Below are 18,421 nucleotides of genomic sequence, written 5' to 3' on the forward strand. Positions count from 1 at the left end.
ATGCCGATGTTGTTTTTGCTAATAAATTTAGCATCTCAAGGAAGCTTAACAATATCGATTATTACATACTTTTATTGCTTGATGGTAAAAATAGCTTAGAAGATATCGCAGCAAAAACCTTAAAATTTATCAAAGAGAACAACGAAGATATATTTGACATAAATGGCAAAGTGCTTAAAAAAGACAAGGTCGCAGCAAATATAATGAGCTACGTGCTAGGTACAGCAAAAATAGCTAGTCTGCTTTATCTACTAGAAGAAATTTAAGGTTTAAATTTTACTTTGCTTATATAGTTGTGTGATTTTATCTTTTAGATTTAGTGTATTTTTTGAGAGAGCTATGAAAAATGGACTTTTTAAATCAGCAAGCTCGTAGCTCATCTCTTTGCTGCTATTAGCGTCAAATACTTTTCCACCACAAAAATTTACGAGCGCTTCTCCTGCTGCATTGTCCCAAAGGTAGCTTGGGGCAAATCTCAAATAAGCTCCACCAAATTCAACCAAACGACAAAATTTTATGGCAGATCCGATGCATCTTTGCTCAAAATTTAGGCTCTGCCCTATAAATTCTATCTCTTTGGCGTCGCCTCTTCTACTTGAAAAGATTAGATTGTCTAAATTTTTATCTTTTTTGTTTAGATCGATCCTCTTTATGATTTCATTATTGTCACCTAAAATTTCTTTAAAAGCGCCATTTTCATCAGCATAAAAAAGCTCTTTGCTAACTGGGATAAATATCACGCCAAGCACCGGTCTAGCTTTTTTTATAAGCGCTATGCAAACGCAAAATTCGCCGTTTCTAGCTAGAAATTCTTTCGTGCCATCAAGGGGATCAACTAGCCAAAACTCATCTTTATCGCTTTCTTGCAAGATGCTCTCTTCAGAGCAAATTTTTATCCCGCTTTCACTTAGAACTTTTAGTATTGTTTCATTTGCGGCTAGATCAGCGCTAGTTAGTGGCGAGCTGTCATCTTTTAGGCAGACTTTAAGAGCCGTATTATCTGCAGAGTAAAATTTCATTATTTGCGCTCCAGCATTAACGGCTGCTTTTTTAGCTAAATTTAGAAGCTCGCTCATTTTGGTGTTCTGTTTGTCTCTCCAACATAAAGCTGCCTTGGGCGGACGATCTTTATCGTATCTTGCTCTTTTAGCTCGATCCACTGGCTGATCCAGCCTGGCGTCCTGCCGATCACAAAGATAACGGCAAACATATTGTTTGGTATGCCAAGTGCTTTTAAGATGAGCCCTGAGTGAAAATCAACATTTGGATATAAATTTCTACTTACAAAGTAGTCGTCATTTAGCGCGATCTCTTCGATGCGGTTGGCGATCTTTATGAGCTCTGAGCTAATGCCGATCTCATCCATGAGTTGATCCCTCATCTTTTTAAGCACCTTTGCGCGCGGATCGAAGTTTTTATAGACCCTGTGACCAAAGCCCATTAGTCTAAATGGATCGTTCTTATCCTTTGCTCTAGCGATGTATCTATCGACATTTGCGACCGAGCCGATCTCTTCAAGCTGGCGGATGACACCCTCGTTTGCCCCACCATGAGCCCAGCCCCAAAGTGCGCCGATACCTGCACTTATACATGCGTATGGGTGCGCGTGCGTAGAGCCAACTGTCCTAACGGTAGTCGTTGAGGCGTTTTGCTCGTGGTCAGCGTGGAGCATAAAGACCGTATCAAGCGCCTTTATCTCGATAGGCTTAAGATCGACGTGCTCGTATGGATAGCCCCTCATCATGTAGAGAAAATTTTCAGTAAAGCCACGATCTAAATTTGGATAGATGATAGGAAGGCCGCGTGAGTAGCGGTAGCTAAAGGCCGCTATCGTTGGGATCTTGGCGATGATACGCATAGCCATCTCGTGATACTCTTCAGGCTTGTCCATATTTAGGTGATCTGAGTAAAAGGCACTTAGCGCTGATACCGCTGCTTGCAAGATCGCCATAGGGTGCGCTTTATCTGGAAATGCGTCAAATAGCTTCATCATGCCTTCATGTATAAAGCTTCTTTTTTTAAGCTCGGTTTTAAAATTTATATACTGATCATTTGTTGGAAGCTCTTTGTTTAAGAGTAAATATGCCACGTCTAAAAATGTCTTATTTTCAGCCAAATACGCGATATCATAACCTCTATACATTAGCTCGCCTTTTAAGCCGTCTATATAAGTTATCGCTGAGCGACACATCGCAGTTGAAGTATAACCTCTGTCAAAAGTAAACATTCCAGTATCACTAAAAAATGTCGAAATGTCTATCACATCAGGCCCCATAGTGCCTTTTAGTATAGGAAACTCGTAACTCTTGCCAGTTCTGTTATCAGTTAGCGTAGCTGTATTTGATGACATTTTTACTCCTTACTTCTTGATTGCATTAGAAATTTTATAATTATTGTCCCTATTATAGCTTGAGCCAGGCTTGCTAGGATAAAAGATGAGTAAGAATAATCACTTATCTCACCTGATCTGTGTGCGATAGTAGCAACTGCTACTAGAAGTGTTAGCGGCATGGATTGTGAGAGAGAAAACAAAAATATCCCCTTAAAGCCTAATTTTCCTACAAATAACACACTTGAAAAAAGCCTTGTGGCAAGCATCGCACAAAATATAAAAATAGCATCTTTTATCACTTCATTTGAGCTTAGGCTTGAGAGCTTGAAGGTTGAGCCTATGTGTATAAAAAATATCGGCACCAAAAATCCAAATCCAAAGCTTGAAAGCTTGTGTGGTAAGTCTTTTTTATGATCAAAAAATGTCGTTATAAACATACCTGCGATAAACGCGCCAAAGGCGACCTCTAAATTTAAATAAAGCATAAGTGCAATCATCGAAAAAAATACAGCAATGCTTAGCCTAATATCTTTTTCGTCCTTATCGTAGTGTGGCATAAGGATCACTTTAAGCCCAGGATACCACCAAAAAAGCACATCTAAAATTTTAAAGCTAAGTACGCTGATGGCCAAAAATAAGATCAAATAGCCAATCGTTAGCCATAAATTTATACTAGCTCCAAACTGCAAATAGGCTGCTATAAATGTCAAAAGCGTAATGCTTATAAGCTCACCAATAGTTGCAATAAGCATGCTTAAATTTAGCCATTTTACATCTCTACCATACTCTTTAAATAGCGTAAATATCATGCCAACGGCCATTATCGGGATAATGATGATATAGAGCAAACTAAGATCAAAACTAAATGTAAGTGCAGTTGCTAGCGAGTAAATGAGCGCAAGATAGATAAGCCCCAGGCGTAAAATTTTACGGTCAATGTTTATAAGCATTCTAAGATCGATCTCCATGCCAGCTAGAAACATCAAAAAGAAAAAGCCAACTTCGCTAATTAGCTTAAACATCTCATTCTCGCCGACAAGTCCGATGTAGCTAGCTAGTGCTCCAAGTATTATCTCAGCAGGAGCGACAGGAATGCGTAAAATTTTAGAAATATAAGGCGAAGCAAAGACGATAAATGCCAAAACGACAAGAATGCTAAGCTCGCTAGCTTGATGTAACTGCAAAAAGATCCTTAAAATAAAAATGTTTGATTGTATAAAAAGCTTTGTTATTTTTTGATTAAGCTAAGCGATTTTTAGGCAAAATGGCGACAAATTTTTAAAAATTTGGAGTGCAAATTTATGCATAAATTTCTATTTTTTGTCTTGATGTTTTTTGGAATTTTTGGCTTTGCAGACGAGCTAAGTTTGGTTCAAAGTTTTAAATTTGATGGAAGCGTTTTTTATAAGAAAAATACAGCCAAAGATGAGAGCTTTTACTTTTTAAAAAATGAAAATTTTGATGAGCATTTTGTAAGCTTTAGAGTGAAATTTGACAAAAATATAAAAAGTGAAAGTATGCTTGCTGAGCTAAAAAGAAAGATAAAAGAGGCTAAAGAGGTGCTTTATAGTGAAGAGAATGATCAAATTTTAGCTCTCATAAAAGATGAAACTAGCAGTAAAAATATAGAAATAATCCACTTTTTACTTAAAAAAGATGGAGTCTTAATACTTTCATATGAAAGAATTTATGATCCAAAAACTCTGGTAGATGGGCTTAAGCCTGTACTTTTAAGTGAAGCTAGAAATTTTATGCTTCAGATGCCAAAGGTAGAAGCTAGATAGAAAGGTGGATGTGGTTTTATATCGGGCGAGCGTCAGCAAATTTTAGTAGTCAATTCTTGCGAGTGAATGAAATTTAAAATTTGCACATAGATTGATGAAATTTACTTAAGGTGGGGCAAAGGGGCTTGAATTTTGCTTCGCAAGCTCGCAACTGCATGGCAGACACGAAGTCGCCCCCTTTATATCCCCCAATCCCTTAACACGCTCAAAGTGCATGCAATAGTGCTGGCGCACTGAATGCAGTTAAAACCCTATCAAATTTAAAATTTATGAGCGAGCATATCACGGCTCTAAATTTAGTGCTAAACGAAGTGAAGCCTAAATCTAGTAGTCTACTAGGGCAAGCTAGTAAAGTTTTAAAATTTGTAAAATGGCACAAACAAAGCTATTTTACTACACGCCTTAAAAACCTCACAAACTCTTGCCAAGCAAAATACCAAAAAAGCTTGCGATCAGGCAAAGGACAAGGTTTAAAAAGATATTTAAAAAGCCTTTTACCAGCTCGCCTTCTAGTAAAAATTTCACACTATCAAGGCTAAAGCTTGAAAATGTTGTAAATCCGCCAAGTACACCAACGACCAAAAATACTCTCGCACTTTGGCTTAAATTTAGACAAAACAAAATGCCGATAATGAAGCTGCCAAGCACATTTACGCCAAGTATGGTTAGCGGAAAGTGGCTAAATTTTAGGAGCTCACCAGCTAAAAACCGGCATCCAGCTCCTATAAAGCCTCCAAGCCCTGCAAAAAGTAAATTTGCAAGCATTAGTGGCAGATACTAGCGAAGCTAAAACCACGCTTAGTAAGCTCCTCGATATCCTTGCTAGCTTTCTCGCCTTTTGCGGTGAGGTAGTCGCCTATCACGATTGCATCGGCACCATTTTCAAAGATCTCGTATTGTCTCTCGCCTAAAATTTTCTCCCTACCGCCAGCTATCATGACTCTAGTTTCTGGTAGAGCACTTTTGGTGTCACGTACGATCTTTAGGGCTTCATCCGCACTAAGAGGAGGCAGATCAAGACTCAGCGCTTCATTTTTAATGAAAAAATTTATCGGTGACGAAAACGGCTCAAGCTCTTTTAAACTAGCTCTAAAGCTCACCCTATCAGCTTCGCTCTCGTCAACGCCGTAAATACCACCAGTGCAAAGCATAAGACCTGCTCTTTTTGCATCTAAATTTGTCTGATATCTCTCGTCCCAAGTGTGCGTTTTACAAATTTTTGGGAAAAATTCTCGGCTTGTTTCAAGGTTGTGGTTGTAGCTAAAAATGCCAGCTTTTTTAAGCTCACTAAGCTGCTCGTAGGTTGCCATGCCGTTACATGCGATGAGCATCAAATTTGGCACTTCTTTGCTCACGGCTCTTGCTAAAGATGCGATATAGTCGGTCTTTTTGTCATTCAGCCTAGCACCACTTGTGACTAAACAAAAGCCAAGAGCGTGGTTTTTATAAGCCATTTTGGCTTCGTCCACCACCTGCTGCACGCTTTTTTCTTTAAATTTCGTGATATCAGCGCCAGCTTTGGCACTTTGCGTGCAATAAGCGCAGTCCTCGGCGCAGTTTCCTTGAGTGACTGAGCATATCGCACAGAGCATAATTGTTTTCATTTTTCATCCTTTTTGGGGCGTATTATAGCTTTGATAGGTTTAAAATTTAAGTAGGATGGTTTATAAATTTGCAAAAATAGTTTGATGAAATGTATAAAATTATTTTTATTCAAAGGGAGATAAATGGGCTTGAGTTACGGTTTGCTTGTAGCTGTGAGCTAACGAAGCAAAGTCGTCCCCTTATCCCCCTTTAAATCATCTAAGCTCTTTGCACGTTAGAAGTGCATGTGATAGCGATTTTGCACTGCATGCGTTCGTATATATAGCAAGTGTCAAGTAAATTTTAAAATTTCAAGAACGAGTAATTTCGGCTCTAAAATTTGAGTTAAGCGGTAAGCGAAGCTAAATTTTAGCAGTCAATTCTTGCAAGTGAGTGAAATTTTAAAATTGCTCCACGATATAAACTTATTAAAAACTATGCGAAAAGCTTAAATTTTATGACATTACTTTTTCTTATAAATTTCCGCTCTCTTTTTTAAAAGACCAGTTTTTAAATTTGGCAAAGCGCTAAGCTCGCCAAAAAGTCCAAAAAGTGGGTGCTACTGTGTGAAGCTGCCCTCTAACCGAGTGTAGTTGGTGACGAGGTTTTTGCCCTTTTATGCTAGCTAAGCTTAGTGGTGGTGTCAGGCATTTAAATTCCAAATTTATAAAAGCCAAATTTAGGCTCAAGGGCTCAAATTTGGCTAGAAGTTTTTAGTTTTCAGAGATAAGGGTCTTTTTCTTACATTTTGTGCACTCTATAAATGTACCTTTTTTAAGCTCTTTTTTAATCATATCGCCGCCACATTCGTCGCATTTTTGCTCAACTGGCTCGTAGTTTGAGATGAAGTCGCATTTTGGATAGTTGGCACATCCATAAAATTTACCGCGCCTACTAAATCTCTCGACGATCTCGCCGCCACATTTTGGACATGGCACATCAAGCTTTTTAAGCTCACGTTTTGGCTTAGCTGCCGCAGTAGTGCCGGCCTCTGCGCTCTTTTCATTATCTTTTGTGATGTTTCTTGAGTATTTGCATTTTGGGAAATTTGAGCAAGCGATAAATTCGCCGTATCTGCCCTTTCTAAGCACTAGCTCACTTTCGCACTCTGGGCACTTCTCGCCAATCGGAGTGGCTGTTTTTAGGCTTTTTATGCCAGTTTTGCCAGCGCTAATTTTTTCCATAAATGGATAGTAAAAGTCGCTTAACACCTTTTGCCAGTCGGCCTTGTCAAGTGCGATTTCATCGAGCTTTTCTTCAAGATGTGAGGTAAATTCGCTATCAACGATATTGCTAAAGTGCTCCTCCAAAACGCCTATCATGCTAAATGCGATCTCGTTTGGTATGAGCTGCTTTTTCTCGACTCTCACGTAGTCTCTTGAAGTTAGCAGTGTGATAGTCGGTGCGTAGGTACTTGGGCGGCCGATGCCTAGACTCTCTAACTTCTTAACAAGTCCAGCTTCAGAGTATCTAGCCGGTGGCTCGGTGAAATTTTGCGTGCTTTTTATGCTCTGCAAACTCATCTCGTCGCCTTTTTTTAAATTTGGCAAAATTTTATCTTTATCAAGCTCGCCATAAACCTTATAAAAGCCGTCAAATAGCACTTTTCTGCCACTTATCTTAAACTCGCCTTTCTCGCTTGCGACATAGACATTTTGCGTTTGGCTCACACATGCGCTCATTTGGCAGGCTAAAAATCTATTGTAGATGAGCGTGTAGAGTTTTAGCGCATCCTTTTCTAGAAATTTAGCCGCTATTTGTGGTGTGAAGTTTAAATTTGTAGGGCGGATCGCTTCGTGGGCTTCTTGCGCGCCTTTTGAGCTTGTCGTGTAGCTTATCGCTTTGGCCGGCAGATACTCTTTGCCGTAGTTTTGAAGGATGTACTCTCTAGCGGCTGCGACGGCCTCTTTGGCTAAATTTAAGCTATCTGTTCTCATATAAGTGATCGCACCCATGAAACCTTCGTGAGTTTGTACTCCTTCATAGAGGCTTTGCGCTATCATCATCGTCTTTTTAGGGCTAAAGCCAAGGCGGTTGCTCGCACTTTGCTGAAGTGTTGAAGTCATAAATGGCGGGCTTGGCTGGATCTTTCTATCCTTGCTCTCGATCTCACGGACACTAAATTTCTCATTTTGTAAATTTTCGATGATATATTTTGCACGGTCTGGATTTTGGATAGTGAGCTTTTCGATCTTTTGGTTTTCAAATTTAATTAGCTCGGCGTCTAGGTCTTTTTTAAAAACGGTGTCAATGGTGTAGTATTCAACTGGCTTAAATGCCTGAATTTCACGCTCACGGTCGACTATTATTTTTAGTGCTGCACTTTGCACACGGCCAGCGCTTAAGCCTTTTTGTATCTTTAAATTTAAAAGCGGACTTAACTTGTAGCCAACTATGCGGTCGAGCAAACGCCTTGTTTGCTGGGCATTGACGCTATTCATATCGACGTGTCTTGGGCTTTTTAGAGCGTTTTGTATGGCGCTTTTTGTGATCTCGTGAAAGACGATGCGAGGCAGGCTGGTTGGCTCCTTGCCGATAGCGTTTGCGATGTGAAACGCGATCGCCTCACCCTCTCTATCCTCATCGGTTGCGAGGTAAATTTCATCTGCGCCCTTGGCAAGTTCTTTTATCTCTTTTACGATGGCGGAGTGATCACTGCTGATGCGATACTCTGGGGTAAATTTGCTATCTTCTATCTTGATACCAAAGCTTGTTTTTGGCAGGTCTCTGATATGGCCTTTTGAGGCGATGACGTTGTAGCTTTTATCTAGAAAATTTTTGATAGTCTTTGCTTTTGCGGGAGATTCCACGATGATTAAGCTTTTCATTATATATAGCCTTTAATTTTTTTGGCGTAATTGTAGCAAAAATAATTTTTAAAGTATCAAGGCATAAAAAATCAAATCCATATTAATTTTTTAAAAATTTTTTCATTCATGCCTATAAAGTTTTTAGAAAATTTCACGATATAGTTTTTGTGCGACAAGAAGTCGTAACTAAAAAATTAAAAGGATTTACAATGAGTTTTCGTATTAACACAAACGTAAACGCACTTAACACACACGCTAACGCAGTTAGCAACAACACTGACCTATCTAAGTCACTTAACAAACTTAGCTCAGGTCTTAGGATTCAAACAGCTGCAGACGATGCTTCAGGTCTATCTATTGCAGATAGCTTAAGAAGTCAAGCTTCAGCTTTAGGTCAAGCTATTGCAAACGGTAATGATGCTATTGGTATCATTCAAGTTGCCGATAAAGCTATGGACGAGCAGCTAAAAATTCTTGATACTATCAAGACAAAAGCTACTCAATCAGCTCAAGACGGCCAAACAACTCAATCACGCCAAGCATTGCAAGCTGATATCGTTCGTCTAATGGAAGAGCTTGACAATATCGGTAACACTACTTCATTTAACGGTCAGCAACTACTAAACGGAACATTCTCTAATAAAGAATTCCAAATAGGTGCTTACTCAAACCAAACTGTTAAAGCAAGTATTGGTGCGACTACGTCTGATAAGATAGGCCTTACACGTTTTGAGAGTTCAAAATTACTTACCGCAATGGGTAAAATAAATCTTAAATTCTTAAACGTTGATGGTGTAAATGATGTTGGTGTTACAGCTGCTACTGTTGGAACAGGCATCGGTGAAGGTCTTGGTGCTCTTGCTGAGAATATCAACAAAGTTGCTGATAGAACTGGTGTTAGAGCTACAGCTGATGTTACTTGGAAAGCAAGTGCTGCTATCGCTGGCGGTTTAATTAAATCTTTAACGATTAATGGTGTTAAAATCGGCGACCTAGAAGTTAAAGCAAATGATTCAAATGGTGCACTTGTAAATGCTATAAATTCTGTAAAAGATCAAACTGGCGTTGAAGCTTCTGTTGATGCTGAAACAGGTAAAATGGTACTAACAAGTCGTGATGGTCGTGCTATAGTTGCAACTGGTACAGACATTGATAAAGGACTTGGCGGAAAAGGTAACAATTTAACAAAAGGCTTTGTTGGAAGACTAAATTTGGTTCGTCTTGATGGTAGAGACATAAAGATGTCTGCAGAGGCTACATTTAAACTATCAGTAGCATTCTCTACTGATGGTGGTGCTCAACAATCAGTGTCTCTAAGAGATGTAAGGGGTCAAATAGATAAAAACCTAGCAACTGCTATGGGTTTCCAAAGAATGAGTACAGCTTTAACAAAACCTCAATCTGCTGGCGTTATGACACTTCGCGGTGCGATGGCTGTTATGAGTATTGCTGAGTCTGCTCAAAAAACACTAGATCAAATTCGTTCAGATCTTGGTTCAGTTCAAAACCAACTTCAAGCTACAGTTAATAACATTACTGTAACTCAAGTTAACGTAAAATCAGCAGAATCTCAAATTAGAGATGTTGACTTTGCTAGCGAGTCTGCTAACTTCTCAAAACATAACATACTAGCTCAATCAGGTGCTTATGCTATGAGTCAAGCAAACAGCGTACAACAAAACGTAATGAAGCTTCTACAATAGTAGGAGCTGAGTGAAGTTTCCTCGAAAACGTAATGAAGCTACTACAGTAGTTAATTAAGGTTTTAGTGAGGCTTTGTTGTAGTCAAAGCCTTAGAGTGTTAATGCTTTTACAATACGCAAACCCACGCCCCAAAGCTAAGCTTTGGGGTTTTATATACTAAAATAATATAATTAATGTATCTATTTTATCTTCTTTGATCTAGGGTTTTAAACATGATAGAGACTTACTAAAACTAGTAAACCAACTTGTAAGTAAAATAATTTTACTTACAAGTTGGTTTATATACTCAGTATAAAATTTTCTTTCGCATTTTCTATCTCGTTTTTAGTTATTATTTTTCTTTTTTTAAGCTCAGCAACAAGAGTTTTTGAAGCTTTTTTAGTAACTTCAATATCAGCATTTAGACCTCCAGCTGCAGAGAACATCCAGTATTTGTGCATATTTACCCACATAAGAAGTTTGTTAGTCTTTTGGATGGTTGTGTCACTTGGTGCTACAGAAATTTTTGCAAGCTCAAGTTCTTGATAGTAGACTGAAATTTGCAATATATTATCTACATATTTTTGATAATTACGTTTTGCAATTACATCTTTTAGCTTATCTATTTTTTTTGTTATTTTAAGAAGTTCGCTAAAGTGCTTTTTTGCTATTTTGTTTTCTTTGTTAAGCTCAAGTAACTTATCTATACTAGGCACTACTTCTAAAAAGACTTTTTCTATTTGTTGTTTGACTTCACTTTGAGCTTTTATTTTTGCAAGTATGACTTTATAGGCTTTTAAAAGGTTTTTATTTACCGTCGTTTCACTATCTTTTTTTATATTAGGCAGTTTTTTAATCTCTTTGTCTTTGCAAAGCTCATGCATTACTTCTAAAAACGGCCTTTCTATAGTTCCTTCTATTCTAGCACCACCTTCGGTACAGTTATATGATTTTATATTCTCTAAGCTTGATTGGGCGATGTCATTTTCAAACTGGTTTTTAAATAGAGTCCAAACATACGTTGTTTTAACCTCTCCCTCTCCGCCATAAGCTTTAACAAATATATTTTCATCCGCTTGTGCAAAAGCGTGACCTTTTGCATGGCTTGCTCCATCTTTACCAAAAGCTAGATCCTGTCCTATGAAAACGATATTTTTATGTCCTAAGACATAGGCTAGTTGGTAGGCCATGTTTGCACAACTATGCCCCACACCCAAATATCCATATCTTTTTAGGCCAAACATATACTCCTCTTGTTGAGGTCTCATGGTTAGTACTAGTTTTCTTGGCAAGATATTTTTAATAGTTTGCTTGTGTGTAACTGAGGCAACGATAAAGTGTATATTGTCATCAATATTTGGATGTTTTTTTTCAAAAAAACTAGAAGTTGGTTCTATTCTTTCAATCGACATTACATAATCAGGCTTGATATCATGCCTTGCAAGGATTGGGTAAGAGGCATCAACGCTTATAATGCTAACATATGGAGCAAATTTCTTAAGTGTATTAAGCTGTTTATCTAGGCTTGGGCCAGTTGATACAATTATAGCCGTATCCATAAGACCATATCTTTTTTTAACAAGACTTGTGTAGCAGTAATTGCTAATCATAGGCACTAAATTTTCACAATTTTGTCTTGTGCCTAATAAAAGATCATCTATGCTATTGCCGTGAGCAACTACTATTTGAGAAAATGCTCTTGTAATCTCTTTGTTTATTCTTATGTAGTCTTCTTCAAATTGATCATAAAAAGGCATATGAATCATAAGATTATCATAGGTTTTTGCATATGAGTTTAGTTTCGCTTCCGTAACCAGATAATAAAAATGTGTATAGGTTGCAAATTTTGAATAAAAAAGTATTATTTGCCCACTTTCTAGTTCATTTGATAGATCAATGACATTTAAAACAAGATATATGATCTCGATCTCTGGCTCTATAACTACTATTTTTTGGTGCGTTTCATTTTTTGCTAATGCTTTATAGAGTACGCCATTGCCTAGTCCATAAAAAAACAGTATCGGATAACGTTTGTAGTCACTTTCTATATCTTCAAGTAGCTTTAAAATGTCTGCTCCAGGATTTTCATAGATATATTTAAAAGTATGCTTGTTTATTAAATTTATATCAATCGGGTCTTTTCCTATAAAAATTTCATAATTTTCATTGCCAGTTATAGACCAAAGCCTGGCTGCTAGAATTTCATCTTGTTGAAAAAGTGCTTGAAGATTTTTTTGAAAGATAGGATTTTGGATATTTGATACATTGTCTTTAGATGGTTTCGCCTTTTTATTAGATGCCTTATCGTTTTTATTATTCATATCAAATCCTCCTTTGTTAATCTCTCGCTAAAATTTATATCTCTTTTTGCTTTTTTGCCGATCAGCTCTTTTAGAAATTTAGGGTGCAAGCCATATCCTGGGCGCACACTCCTTATATTTTGCTCGCTAAAAATTTCACCCTTTTTTATATCTGCGCTTGCATAAAGTGAGCGTGAAAATCTCCTGTTTAAAACCGCTTTTTCATCTAGCTCGTAGTTTACTTTGCCTAAAAGCTCCTCGGCCTCTCTAACGCATTTTGTCATAAGAGCAAATTCGCTCTCATCAAGACTAAATGCGCTATCAACGCTCTTTACGCTTTTATCAAGTATAAAATGCTTTTCAATTATCCTAGCACCCAAACTAACCGCAACAACTGGAGCTGTCACACCTAATGTGTGATCAGAAAAGCCAACCTCTACGCCAAATTTCTCTTTCATATCAGCTATCGTTTGTAAATTCATGCCGTTTAGCGGTGCTGGGTAGCTTGAAGTGCATTTTAAAAGGGCGATGTCACTATTATCTGCATTTTTACAAATTTGTACCACATCTCTTATCTCTTCTTCATAGGCTATGCCAGTTGAGATGATGATGGGCTTGCCTTTTTTGGCTACAAACTCTACAAAATCATAGTCCGTTACCTCAAAGCTTGCGATCTTATAAGCTGGTGGGTTAAGCTGCTCTAAAAAGTTGGCGTCATCCTTGCAAAATGGACTTGAAAAGCAGACAAGCCCTTCCTCTTTTGCCACTTTAAAAAGCTCAGCATGCCACTCTCTTGGCGTTAATGCCTCTTGGTAAAGCTCGTAAAAATTTCTCCCATCCCAAAGTCCGCCCTTTATGACGAAGTCGTCTAGGCACGAATTTAGAGTCAAACTATCAGGTGTATATGTCTGAAGCTTTATCGCATCAGCTCCAGCACGTTTGGCTGCCTTTATTGTATCTACCGCCGTTTTTAGGCTACCGCTGTGATTAGCAGAGAGTTCTGCTATTATAAAGACCTTTTTTTCTGTATCAAAATTTCCTATTTTCATCCGTTAGTCCGTTTCATTTTTAAGCTCAAGATAGCTAAATTCATTATCTTTTGTGTAGATCCTAAAGCCGAAATTTTCATAAAGTGCGAGTGCTTTTTCATTGTTATTATAAGCTTTTGCCTTTAGCGAGCCAACTTTTAGCGTAAAAAAGCGTAGTCTTTTTATGAGATCAAGCAGCTTTTTGCCCACACCTTTTAGCTCCGGATTTTTATAAACACCAAATTCACAGCTTTGCTTTGTGATATCAACAAAGCTTATCACTCCAATAAATTCGCTTTCGTCCTTTACTAGAAAATAGATCTTATCTTTAATGCTCTTTAATCTCTCTAAAAAAGCAAAATGCTCCGCTTTGCCAACGCTTTTATTTTTCATAAATTTAGCTATACGCTCGTCGTTTCGCCACTTTAAGACCATCAACTTTTGCTCGCCACTAAGCGAGATAAAATTTATAAGCTCAAGCAAATTTTATCTCCCCAGTAAGCTTCATATCCATTTTCTTTGAGCCAAGCAAAGATCTCTTTTTGGTTATCCGCTACGCAAATGGCTTTAAATTTAGCTCCTAAAACATAAGCCTCATTTACAAGCGAGCTTGCTGTTATGATGAGCATTTTGGCTTCGTTCATCAGCTTTGCTACACTTTTGCTATCTATAAAGAGGCTAAAATTTTCGTTTTTACTTGATAGCTCTTTTAGTGCGCTTAAATTTTTATTTCCACTTGTAGTTATGACGGCTGTTTTTAGCCCTTTTAGAAGCAGTTTTTCTGATATTTTAGCGCTTAGTCCAGAGATATCAGTGCCTCCAAGGATAATAGCGTAGTCGTAAATTTTCTCTCGTTTTATCCTAGCTTCTTTATAAAACTCATCTCTAACTAGCAAAAACTCGCTTCCGCAAAAGACCTCGCAGCCTTTTTCTACCAGCTCCTCATATCTTGCCTTTTGCGCATATAAATTTACATTTAAAATATAGTCTGCAAAATGTTTTTCATAAGTATCGTCAAATGATAAAATTTTAACGCCAGTTTTTTCTTTTATAGCTCTTTCGTCTTCAAAGCTAAAGCCGTAGTGATCAATAATAAGAAGTTCAAATTTATTAACATTTATAGGCTTGCAAAGCTCATCTATCTCGTCACTTATTAAGCTAAATTTAGGGTAGTTTATCTCATCAAAAATGTCACCATCTAGCCTCAAAGACGCAAATGAGATGTCGTTAAATTTTTTAGCAAGCAAAAGGTCTCGCCTAATGTGCCCATGCCCTATCTTGCTGCTGCTATCAGCACGCACGAGCGTTTTTAGGTGCGAGAGTCCTTTAAATTCTTTCAATCAAATCTTTCCATTATTTATCAAATAAAGCTTTTTAGCAAACTCAAAATCCTCTATCGTATCGATGTCACAGACTAAATTTCTTGGCAATAAATATGCCTTTGAGTGTGGTGCAAAGATAGCGCTACACTCCAGCCAAGCCTCTTTTTTGCCAAAGTAAAATGCCCCAGCGTCATGAAACGCAGGCTCTAGATCTTGCGAGCGCGTCTTTTCAAACTGCGGATAAAACATACTAACTCTAGCGCTTTCATCAAGCTTTATCGCCCTTTGTATAGGAAAATCAAACGCCGTTGCCGAAAATAGAAATTTACACTCATCTTTTTTAAACTCGCCAGCAGCCTCTTTTAAAATTTCAGCCGTTACAAGCGGTGCTGTAGCATAAAGGCAGCAGACGTCACTAAAGCTAGAATTTACGCGTCTTATCACGTCTTTTATCACGTCGGTGCTGGTTGCATAGTCATCGCTTAGGTTTGCATCTCTAAAAAATGGCACGCTAGCTCCAAATTCTCTAGCCACATTTGCTATCGCCTCATCATCGGTACTTACGATCACTTCGCTAAAAACTTTAGAATTTAACGCAGCCTTGATGCTATAAGCGATCAAAGGCTTGCCTAAGAAGTCTTTTATGTTTTTGCCAGGTATTCTCTTGCTGCCGCCTCTTGCTGGGATTATGCAGATCATTTTTTACTCGCTAAAGCTTTTTAGCACGTCAAAAAGCGTGCTTGCAACAAATTTGGCATCACCCACGCTCATGCCGTGGTGGCACGGTAGGCTAAGCTCGGAGCTATAAAATTTCTCCGCATTTGGCAGTGAAATTTCACCAAGAAGTGCTTTATAAAAGCTAAATTTATATGTTGGCTTATAGTGCACCTGCACGCCAACGCCCTTTTGCAAGAGTGCTTCAAAAATTTGCTCTTTTTTATCCCAAAATTTCTCATCCAAAAGCACTGGATATAGGTGCCTTGAGCTGGTTGTATTTGCTGGGATTGTTATAGTTTTAAAATACTCGCACCCACTAAATTTCTCATCATAAAATTTAGCTATTTCGTTTCTTTTAGCGATAAAGTCGTCCAGTTTTTTTAGCTGACTAAGCCCTAAAGCGCAGGCCACGTCTGTTATCCTGTAGTTATATCCAAGTAGGCTCATGTCGCTATCCCAAAGCTTTGTTTTGGTGATGCCGTGGCTTCTATATAGCCTTGCTAGCCTTGCTAGCTCATTGTCGTTTGTAGCAAGCGCGCCGCCCTCAAGCGTGGTGATAGGCTTTACAGGGTGAAAGCTAAATATACTAATATCAGCCTTAACGCCCACTTTTACGCCGTTTTGCACGCTACCAAGGGCATGAGAGGCGTCATCTATCACTTTTATGCCGTATTTTTTGGCTAAATTTATGATCTTATCTAGCTCCACGGGGTTACCGCCGTAATCAACCGCGGCTATCACCTTCGTTCTTGGTGTGATAAGAGCTGGAATTTTCTCTTCATCGATATTGCCATTTGTTTTTACATCGCAAAATTTGACCTGCGCTCCTGCCATCAAAGCCGCATTTGCAGTGGCTGCAAAGGTTATAGGCGTCGTGATCACTTCATCGCCATCCTTTACGCCTAGGCTTAGATAGGCTACGTGCAGAGCCGAAGTGGCTGAGTTCATGACGACAACATGCTTTACGCCAACATAGCTTGCTAGCTCCTCTTCAAATTTACTGACCTTTTGGCCACCTGTTAAGATGTCGTCCCTTAGTGCATCCGCTACTACTTTGATATCCTCTTCTGTGATCTGCTGGCGGCTGTAAGGGATCATTTAGCATCTCCTATCATCTCAAGAAGACCTGCTCTATCGAGCCAAATTTTATTTGTATTTGAGCTATATTCAAAGTCCTCGCTAACTGGTTTGCCCTTTTGATGAAGAGCATTTGTCGAGAAGTCTTGCGCTGTTAAAAACTGGATAGACGGACTAATAACGTAGTAATCATCAAATTCGTATGTAAGATGCGCGTCGTCTCTTGAGATCATCATCTCATGCATCTTTTCTCCTGGGCGAATGCCTATGATCTTGACGCCAAGGTCTGGTGCAAGGGCTTTTGCAAGATCGACCATCGTCATTGACGGGATCTTTGGTATGAAAATTTCGCCGCCTTTCATCCTCTCAAAGTTTTTAAGGACGAAATTTACACCTTGTTCAAGCGTGATCCAAAATCTTGTCATCTTCTCGTGAGTTATAGGAAGCTCTTTTTCTCCTTGTGCGATCAGCTTTTTAAAGAGCGGCACGACTGATCCACGAGAACCAACGACATTTCCATATCTTACGACGCTAAATCTTGTTTTTTTGTCTCCAACGATGTTATTTGCAGCGACAAAGAGCTTATCGCTCGCTAGCTTTGTAGCTCCGTATAAATTTACAGGGTTGCATGCTTTGTCAGTCGAGAGAGCGATTACCTTGCTAACGCCACACTCCAAAGAGGCATCGATAACGTTTTGAGCGCCGTCAATATTTGTTTTGATGCACTCCATTGGATTATATTCTGCGATTGGTACGTGTTTCATCGCAGCTGCGTGGATGACGTAGTCTATACCGTTCATCGCGGTTCTTAAGCGCTTATAGTCCCTCACATCGCCTATAAAAAAACGCATCGCCTTGTCTTTAAAGACTTGTGCCATTTCGTATTGTTTTAGCTCATCGCGTGAGTAGATAACTAGCCTTTTTGGCTTGTATTTTTTTAACAAAATTTCGGTGTACTTTTTACCAAAACTTCCTGTTCCGCCGGTGATTAGTATTGATTTATCATTAAACATTATTGCACCCTTTACTAACTATTTTTGGGGTATAAATAGCTAAATCTAAATTGTATTTTATAAAAATTTAAGCAAAAGCTATGCCAAATTTTTAAAATTTATTAAAAAAATTTTTATCTTTCTAGATTCTATTTCGTCAAAATTTCGTTATTGTTTAGGATTTATAAAAATTATTTTAAATTTAAATATTTTTTATTTTATTTAGGAAATATGCAATGTTGGTATTCCAGCCATCCTCCAAAAGATGTACATACTTCTCTTTATCCGCTGCCCTATGGTAAGTACCATTGTTAGTAATGGCTTGACAGCTAGAGTTGTCAATTGACTTTAATGTCTTAATCTCCTGCCAGCACGACTTAAATAATTTCCGAATCTCTACTTGCAAAGTATTATAGCTGGTGGCAAAACTCTCCTTCGATGCATCAAAACTTATCTTTTTTTGAGTTATGACTTTGCCAGTATCTAGCCCAGTATCCATATAATGGATACTAACACCTTTTGGCGTATCATCTACAAAAGACCAGAAATTAGGGTCTGCTCCTCTATTATATGGCAACAGCGAAATATGTAAATTAATTGCTCTTCCATAAAAATGTCTTAATACTTCATAAGGCAAAATATATCTATAGCCATAACTCACAATAAAATCTATCTTATTTTTTAACACAAATTCTTCATCTATTTTTTCTATTGTTTTTACTAGCGTATTTGAATCTTCTTCTAAAAATTTAGCTAGTTTTTCATCCTCACTAAGAAACAAAATTTTCATTT

The 18,421-nt window shown here is 38.2% G+C and carries 16 protein-coding genes and 1 pseudogene; 3 read left to right on the plus strand and 14 right to left on the minus strand.

The window, feature by feature from the left end:
• Positions 1-266 (plus strand): annotated as a pseudogene (locus tag F3H01_RS09150) (class I SAM-dependent methyltransferase); the annotation flags it as partial.
• A gap of 3 nt (positions 267-269) precedes the next feature.
• Here the strand turns inward: F3H01_RS09150 and F3H01_RS02340 are convergent.
• The 3 genes from F3H01_RS02340 to F3H01_RS02350 are packed head-to-tail and all read right to left on the minus strand — an operon-like array spanning position 270 to position 3,516.
• A complete protein-coding gene (locus tag F3H01_RS02340; RefSeq protein WP_149724709.1) occupies positions 270-1,076 on the minus strand; it encodes a 3'(2'),5'-bisphosphate nucleotidase CysQ family protein in 807 nt (268 codons plus the stop codon).
• A complete protein-coding gene (locus F3H01_RS02345) occupies positions 1,073-2,350 on the minus strand; it encodes a citrate synthase (RefSeq protein ID WP_149724710.1) in 1,278 nt (425 codons plus the stop codon). The genes F3H01_RS02340 and F3H01_RS02345 overlap by 4 nt, the downstream gene beginning before the upstream one ends.
• 2 nt (positions 2,351-2,352) lie before the next feature.
• Positions 2,353-3,516: a cation:proton antiporter gene (locus F3H01_RS02350; protein WP_107770581.1), complete on the minus strand. Its 1,164-nt coding sequence runs from the start codon at positions 3,514-3,516 to the stop codon at positions 2,353-2,355.
• Between the two features lie 117 nt (positions 3,517-3,633).
• Between F3H01_RS02350 and F3H01_RS02355 the strand changes: the two genes are divergently transcribed.
• Complete coding sequence (locus F3H01_RS02355) at positions 3,634-4,116, plus strand: hypothetical protein (RefSeq protein WP_149724711.1); 483 nt, start codon at positions 3,634-3,636, stop codon at positions 4,114-4,116.
• Between the two features lie 411 nt (positions 4,117-4,527).
• Here the strand turns inward: F3H01_RS02355 and crcB are convergent, their stop codons facing one another.
• The 3 genes from crcB to topA form a co-directional block, all read right to left on the minus strand.
• Positions 4,528-4,881 carry a fluoride efflux transporter CrcB gene (gene crcB / locus F3H01_RS02360; protein WP_149724712.1) on the minus strand — a complete coding sequence of 118 codons (354 nt, stop codon included), beginning with the start codon at positions 4,879-4,881 and terminating at the stop codon, positions 4,528-4,530.
• Positions 4,881-5,720: a biotin synthase gene (locus tag F3H01_RS02365; RefSeq protein WP_149724713.1), complete on the minus strand. Its 840-nt coding sequence runs from the start codon at positions 5,718-5,720 to the stop codon at positions 4,881-4,883. The genes crcB and F3H01_RS02365 overlap by 1 nt, the downstream gene beginning before the upstream one ends.
• A gap of 693 nt (positions 5,721-6,413) precedes the next feature.
• Positions 6,414-8,531, minus strand: a complete 2,118-nt coding sequence (gene topA / locus F3H01_RS02375) for a type I DNA topoisomerase (protein WP_188116340.1) — start codon at positions 8,529-8,531, stop codon at positions 6,414-6,416.
• Positions 8,532-8,719: 188 nt separating this feature from the next.
• Between topA and F3H01_RS02380 the strand changes: the two genes are divergently transcribed.
• The gene (locus tag F3H01_RS02380; RefSeq protein WP_149724715.1) at positions 8,720-10,213 is read left to right on the plus strand and encodes a flagellin B; all 1,494 of its coding nucleotides are present in this window, start codon (positions 8,720-8,722) and stop codon (positions 10,211-10,213) included.
• A 279-nt stretch (positions 10,214-10,492) separates the two neighbouring features.
• Here F3H01_RS02380 and F3H01_RS02385 read toward each other — a convergent pair whose 3' ends face one another.
• The 8 genes from F3H01_RS02385 to F3H01_RS02420 all read right to left on the minus strand — a co-directional run bounded on the left by F3H01_RS02385 (position 10,493) and on the right by F3H01_RS02420 (position 18,419).
• Positions 10,493-12,514, minus strand: a complete 2,022-nt coding sequence (locus F3H01_RS02385) for a motility associated factor glycosyltransferase family protein (RefSeq protein WP_103648678.1) — start codon at positions 12,512-12,514, stop codon at positions 10,493-10,495.
• On the minus strand, positions 12,511-13,542 hold the full coding sequence (gene pseI, locus F3H01_RS02390; protein WP_103648679.1) for a pseudaminic acid synthase: 1,032 nt from the start codon (positions 13,540-13,542) through the stop codon (positions 12,511-12,513). Before pseI ends, F3H01_RS02385 begins: the two co-directional genes overlap by 4 nt.
• A gap of 3 nt (positions 13,543-13,545) precedes the next feature.
• Positions 13,546-14,004, minus strand: coding sequence for a UDP-4-amino-4,6-dideoxy-N-acetyl-beta-L-altrosamine N-acetyltransferase (pseH, locus tag F3H01_RS02395; protein ID WP_103648680.1), 459 nt, complete (start codon positions 14,002-14,004; stop codon positions 13,546-13,548).
• Positions 13,989-14,861, minus strand: a complete 873-nt coding sequence (gene pseG, locus F3H01_RS02400; protein ID WP_103648681.1) for a UDP-2,4-diacetamido-2,4,6-trideoxy-beta-L-altropyranose hydrolase — start codon at positions 14,859-14,861, stop codon at positions 13,989-13,991. The genes pseH and pseG overlap by 16 nt, the downstream gene beginning before the upstream one ends.
• Complete coding sequence (gene pseF, locus F3H01_RS02405) at positions 14,862-15,542, minus strand: pseudaminic acid cytidylyltransferase (protein ID WP_103648682.1); 681 nt, start codon at positions 15,540-15,542, stop codon at positions 14,862-14,864.
• Positions 15,543-15,545: 3 nt separating this feature from the next.
• The gene (gene pseC / locus F3H01_RS02410) at positions 15,546-16,658 is read right to left on the minus strand and encodes a UDP-4-amino-4,6-dideoxy-N-acetyl-beta-L-altrosamine transaminase (protein WP_149724716.1); all 1,113 of its coding nucleotides are present in this window, start codon (positions 16,656-16,658) and stop codon (positions 15,546-15,548) included.
• Complete coding sequence (gene pseB / locus F3H01_RS02415) at positions 16,655-17,650, minus strand: UDP-N-acetylglucosamine 4,6-dehydratase (inverting) (RefSeq protein ID WP_084041898.1); 996 nt, start codon at positions 17,648-17,650, stop codon at positions 16,655-16,657. The genes pseC and pseB overlap by 4 nt, the downstream gene beginning before the upstream one ends.
• A gap of 181 nt (positions 17,651-17,831) precedes the next feature.
• Positions 17,832-18,419: a formyltransferase family protein gene (locus tag F3H01_RS02420; RefSeq protein WP_103648685.1), complete on the minus strand. Its 588-nt coding sequence runs from the start codon at positions 18,417-18,419 to the stop codon at positions 17,832-17,834.
• Positions 18,420-18,421: the final 2 nt, after the last annotated feature.

This window comes from Campylobacter concisus, assembly GCF_902460875.1.
Taxonomy (GTDB): Bacteria; Campylobacterota; Campylobacteria; order Campylobacterales; family Campylobacteraceae; genus Campylobacter_A; species Campylobacter_A concisus_AA.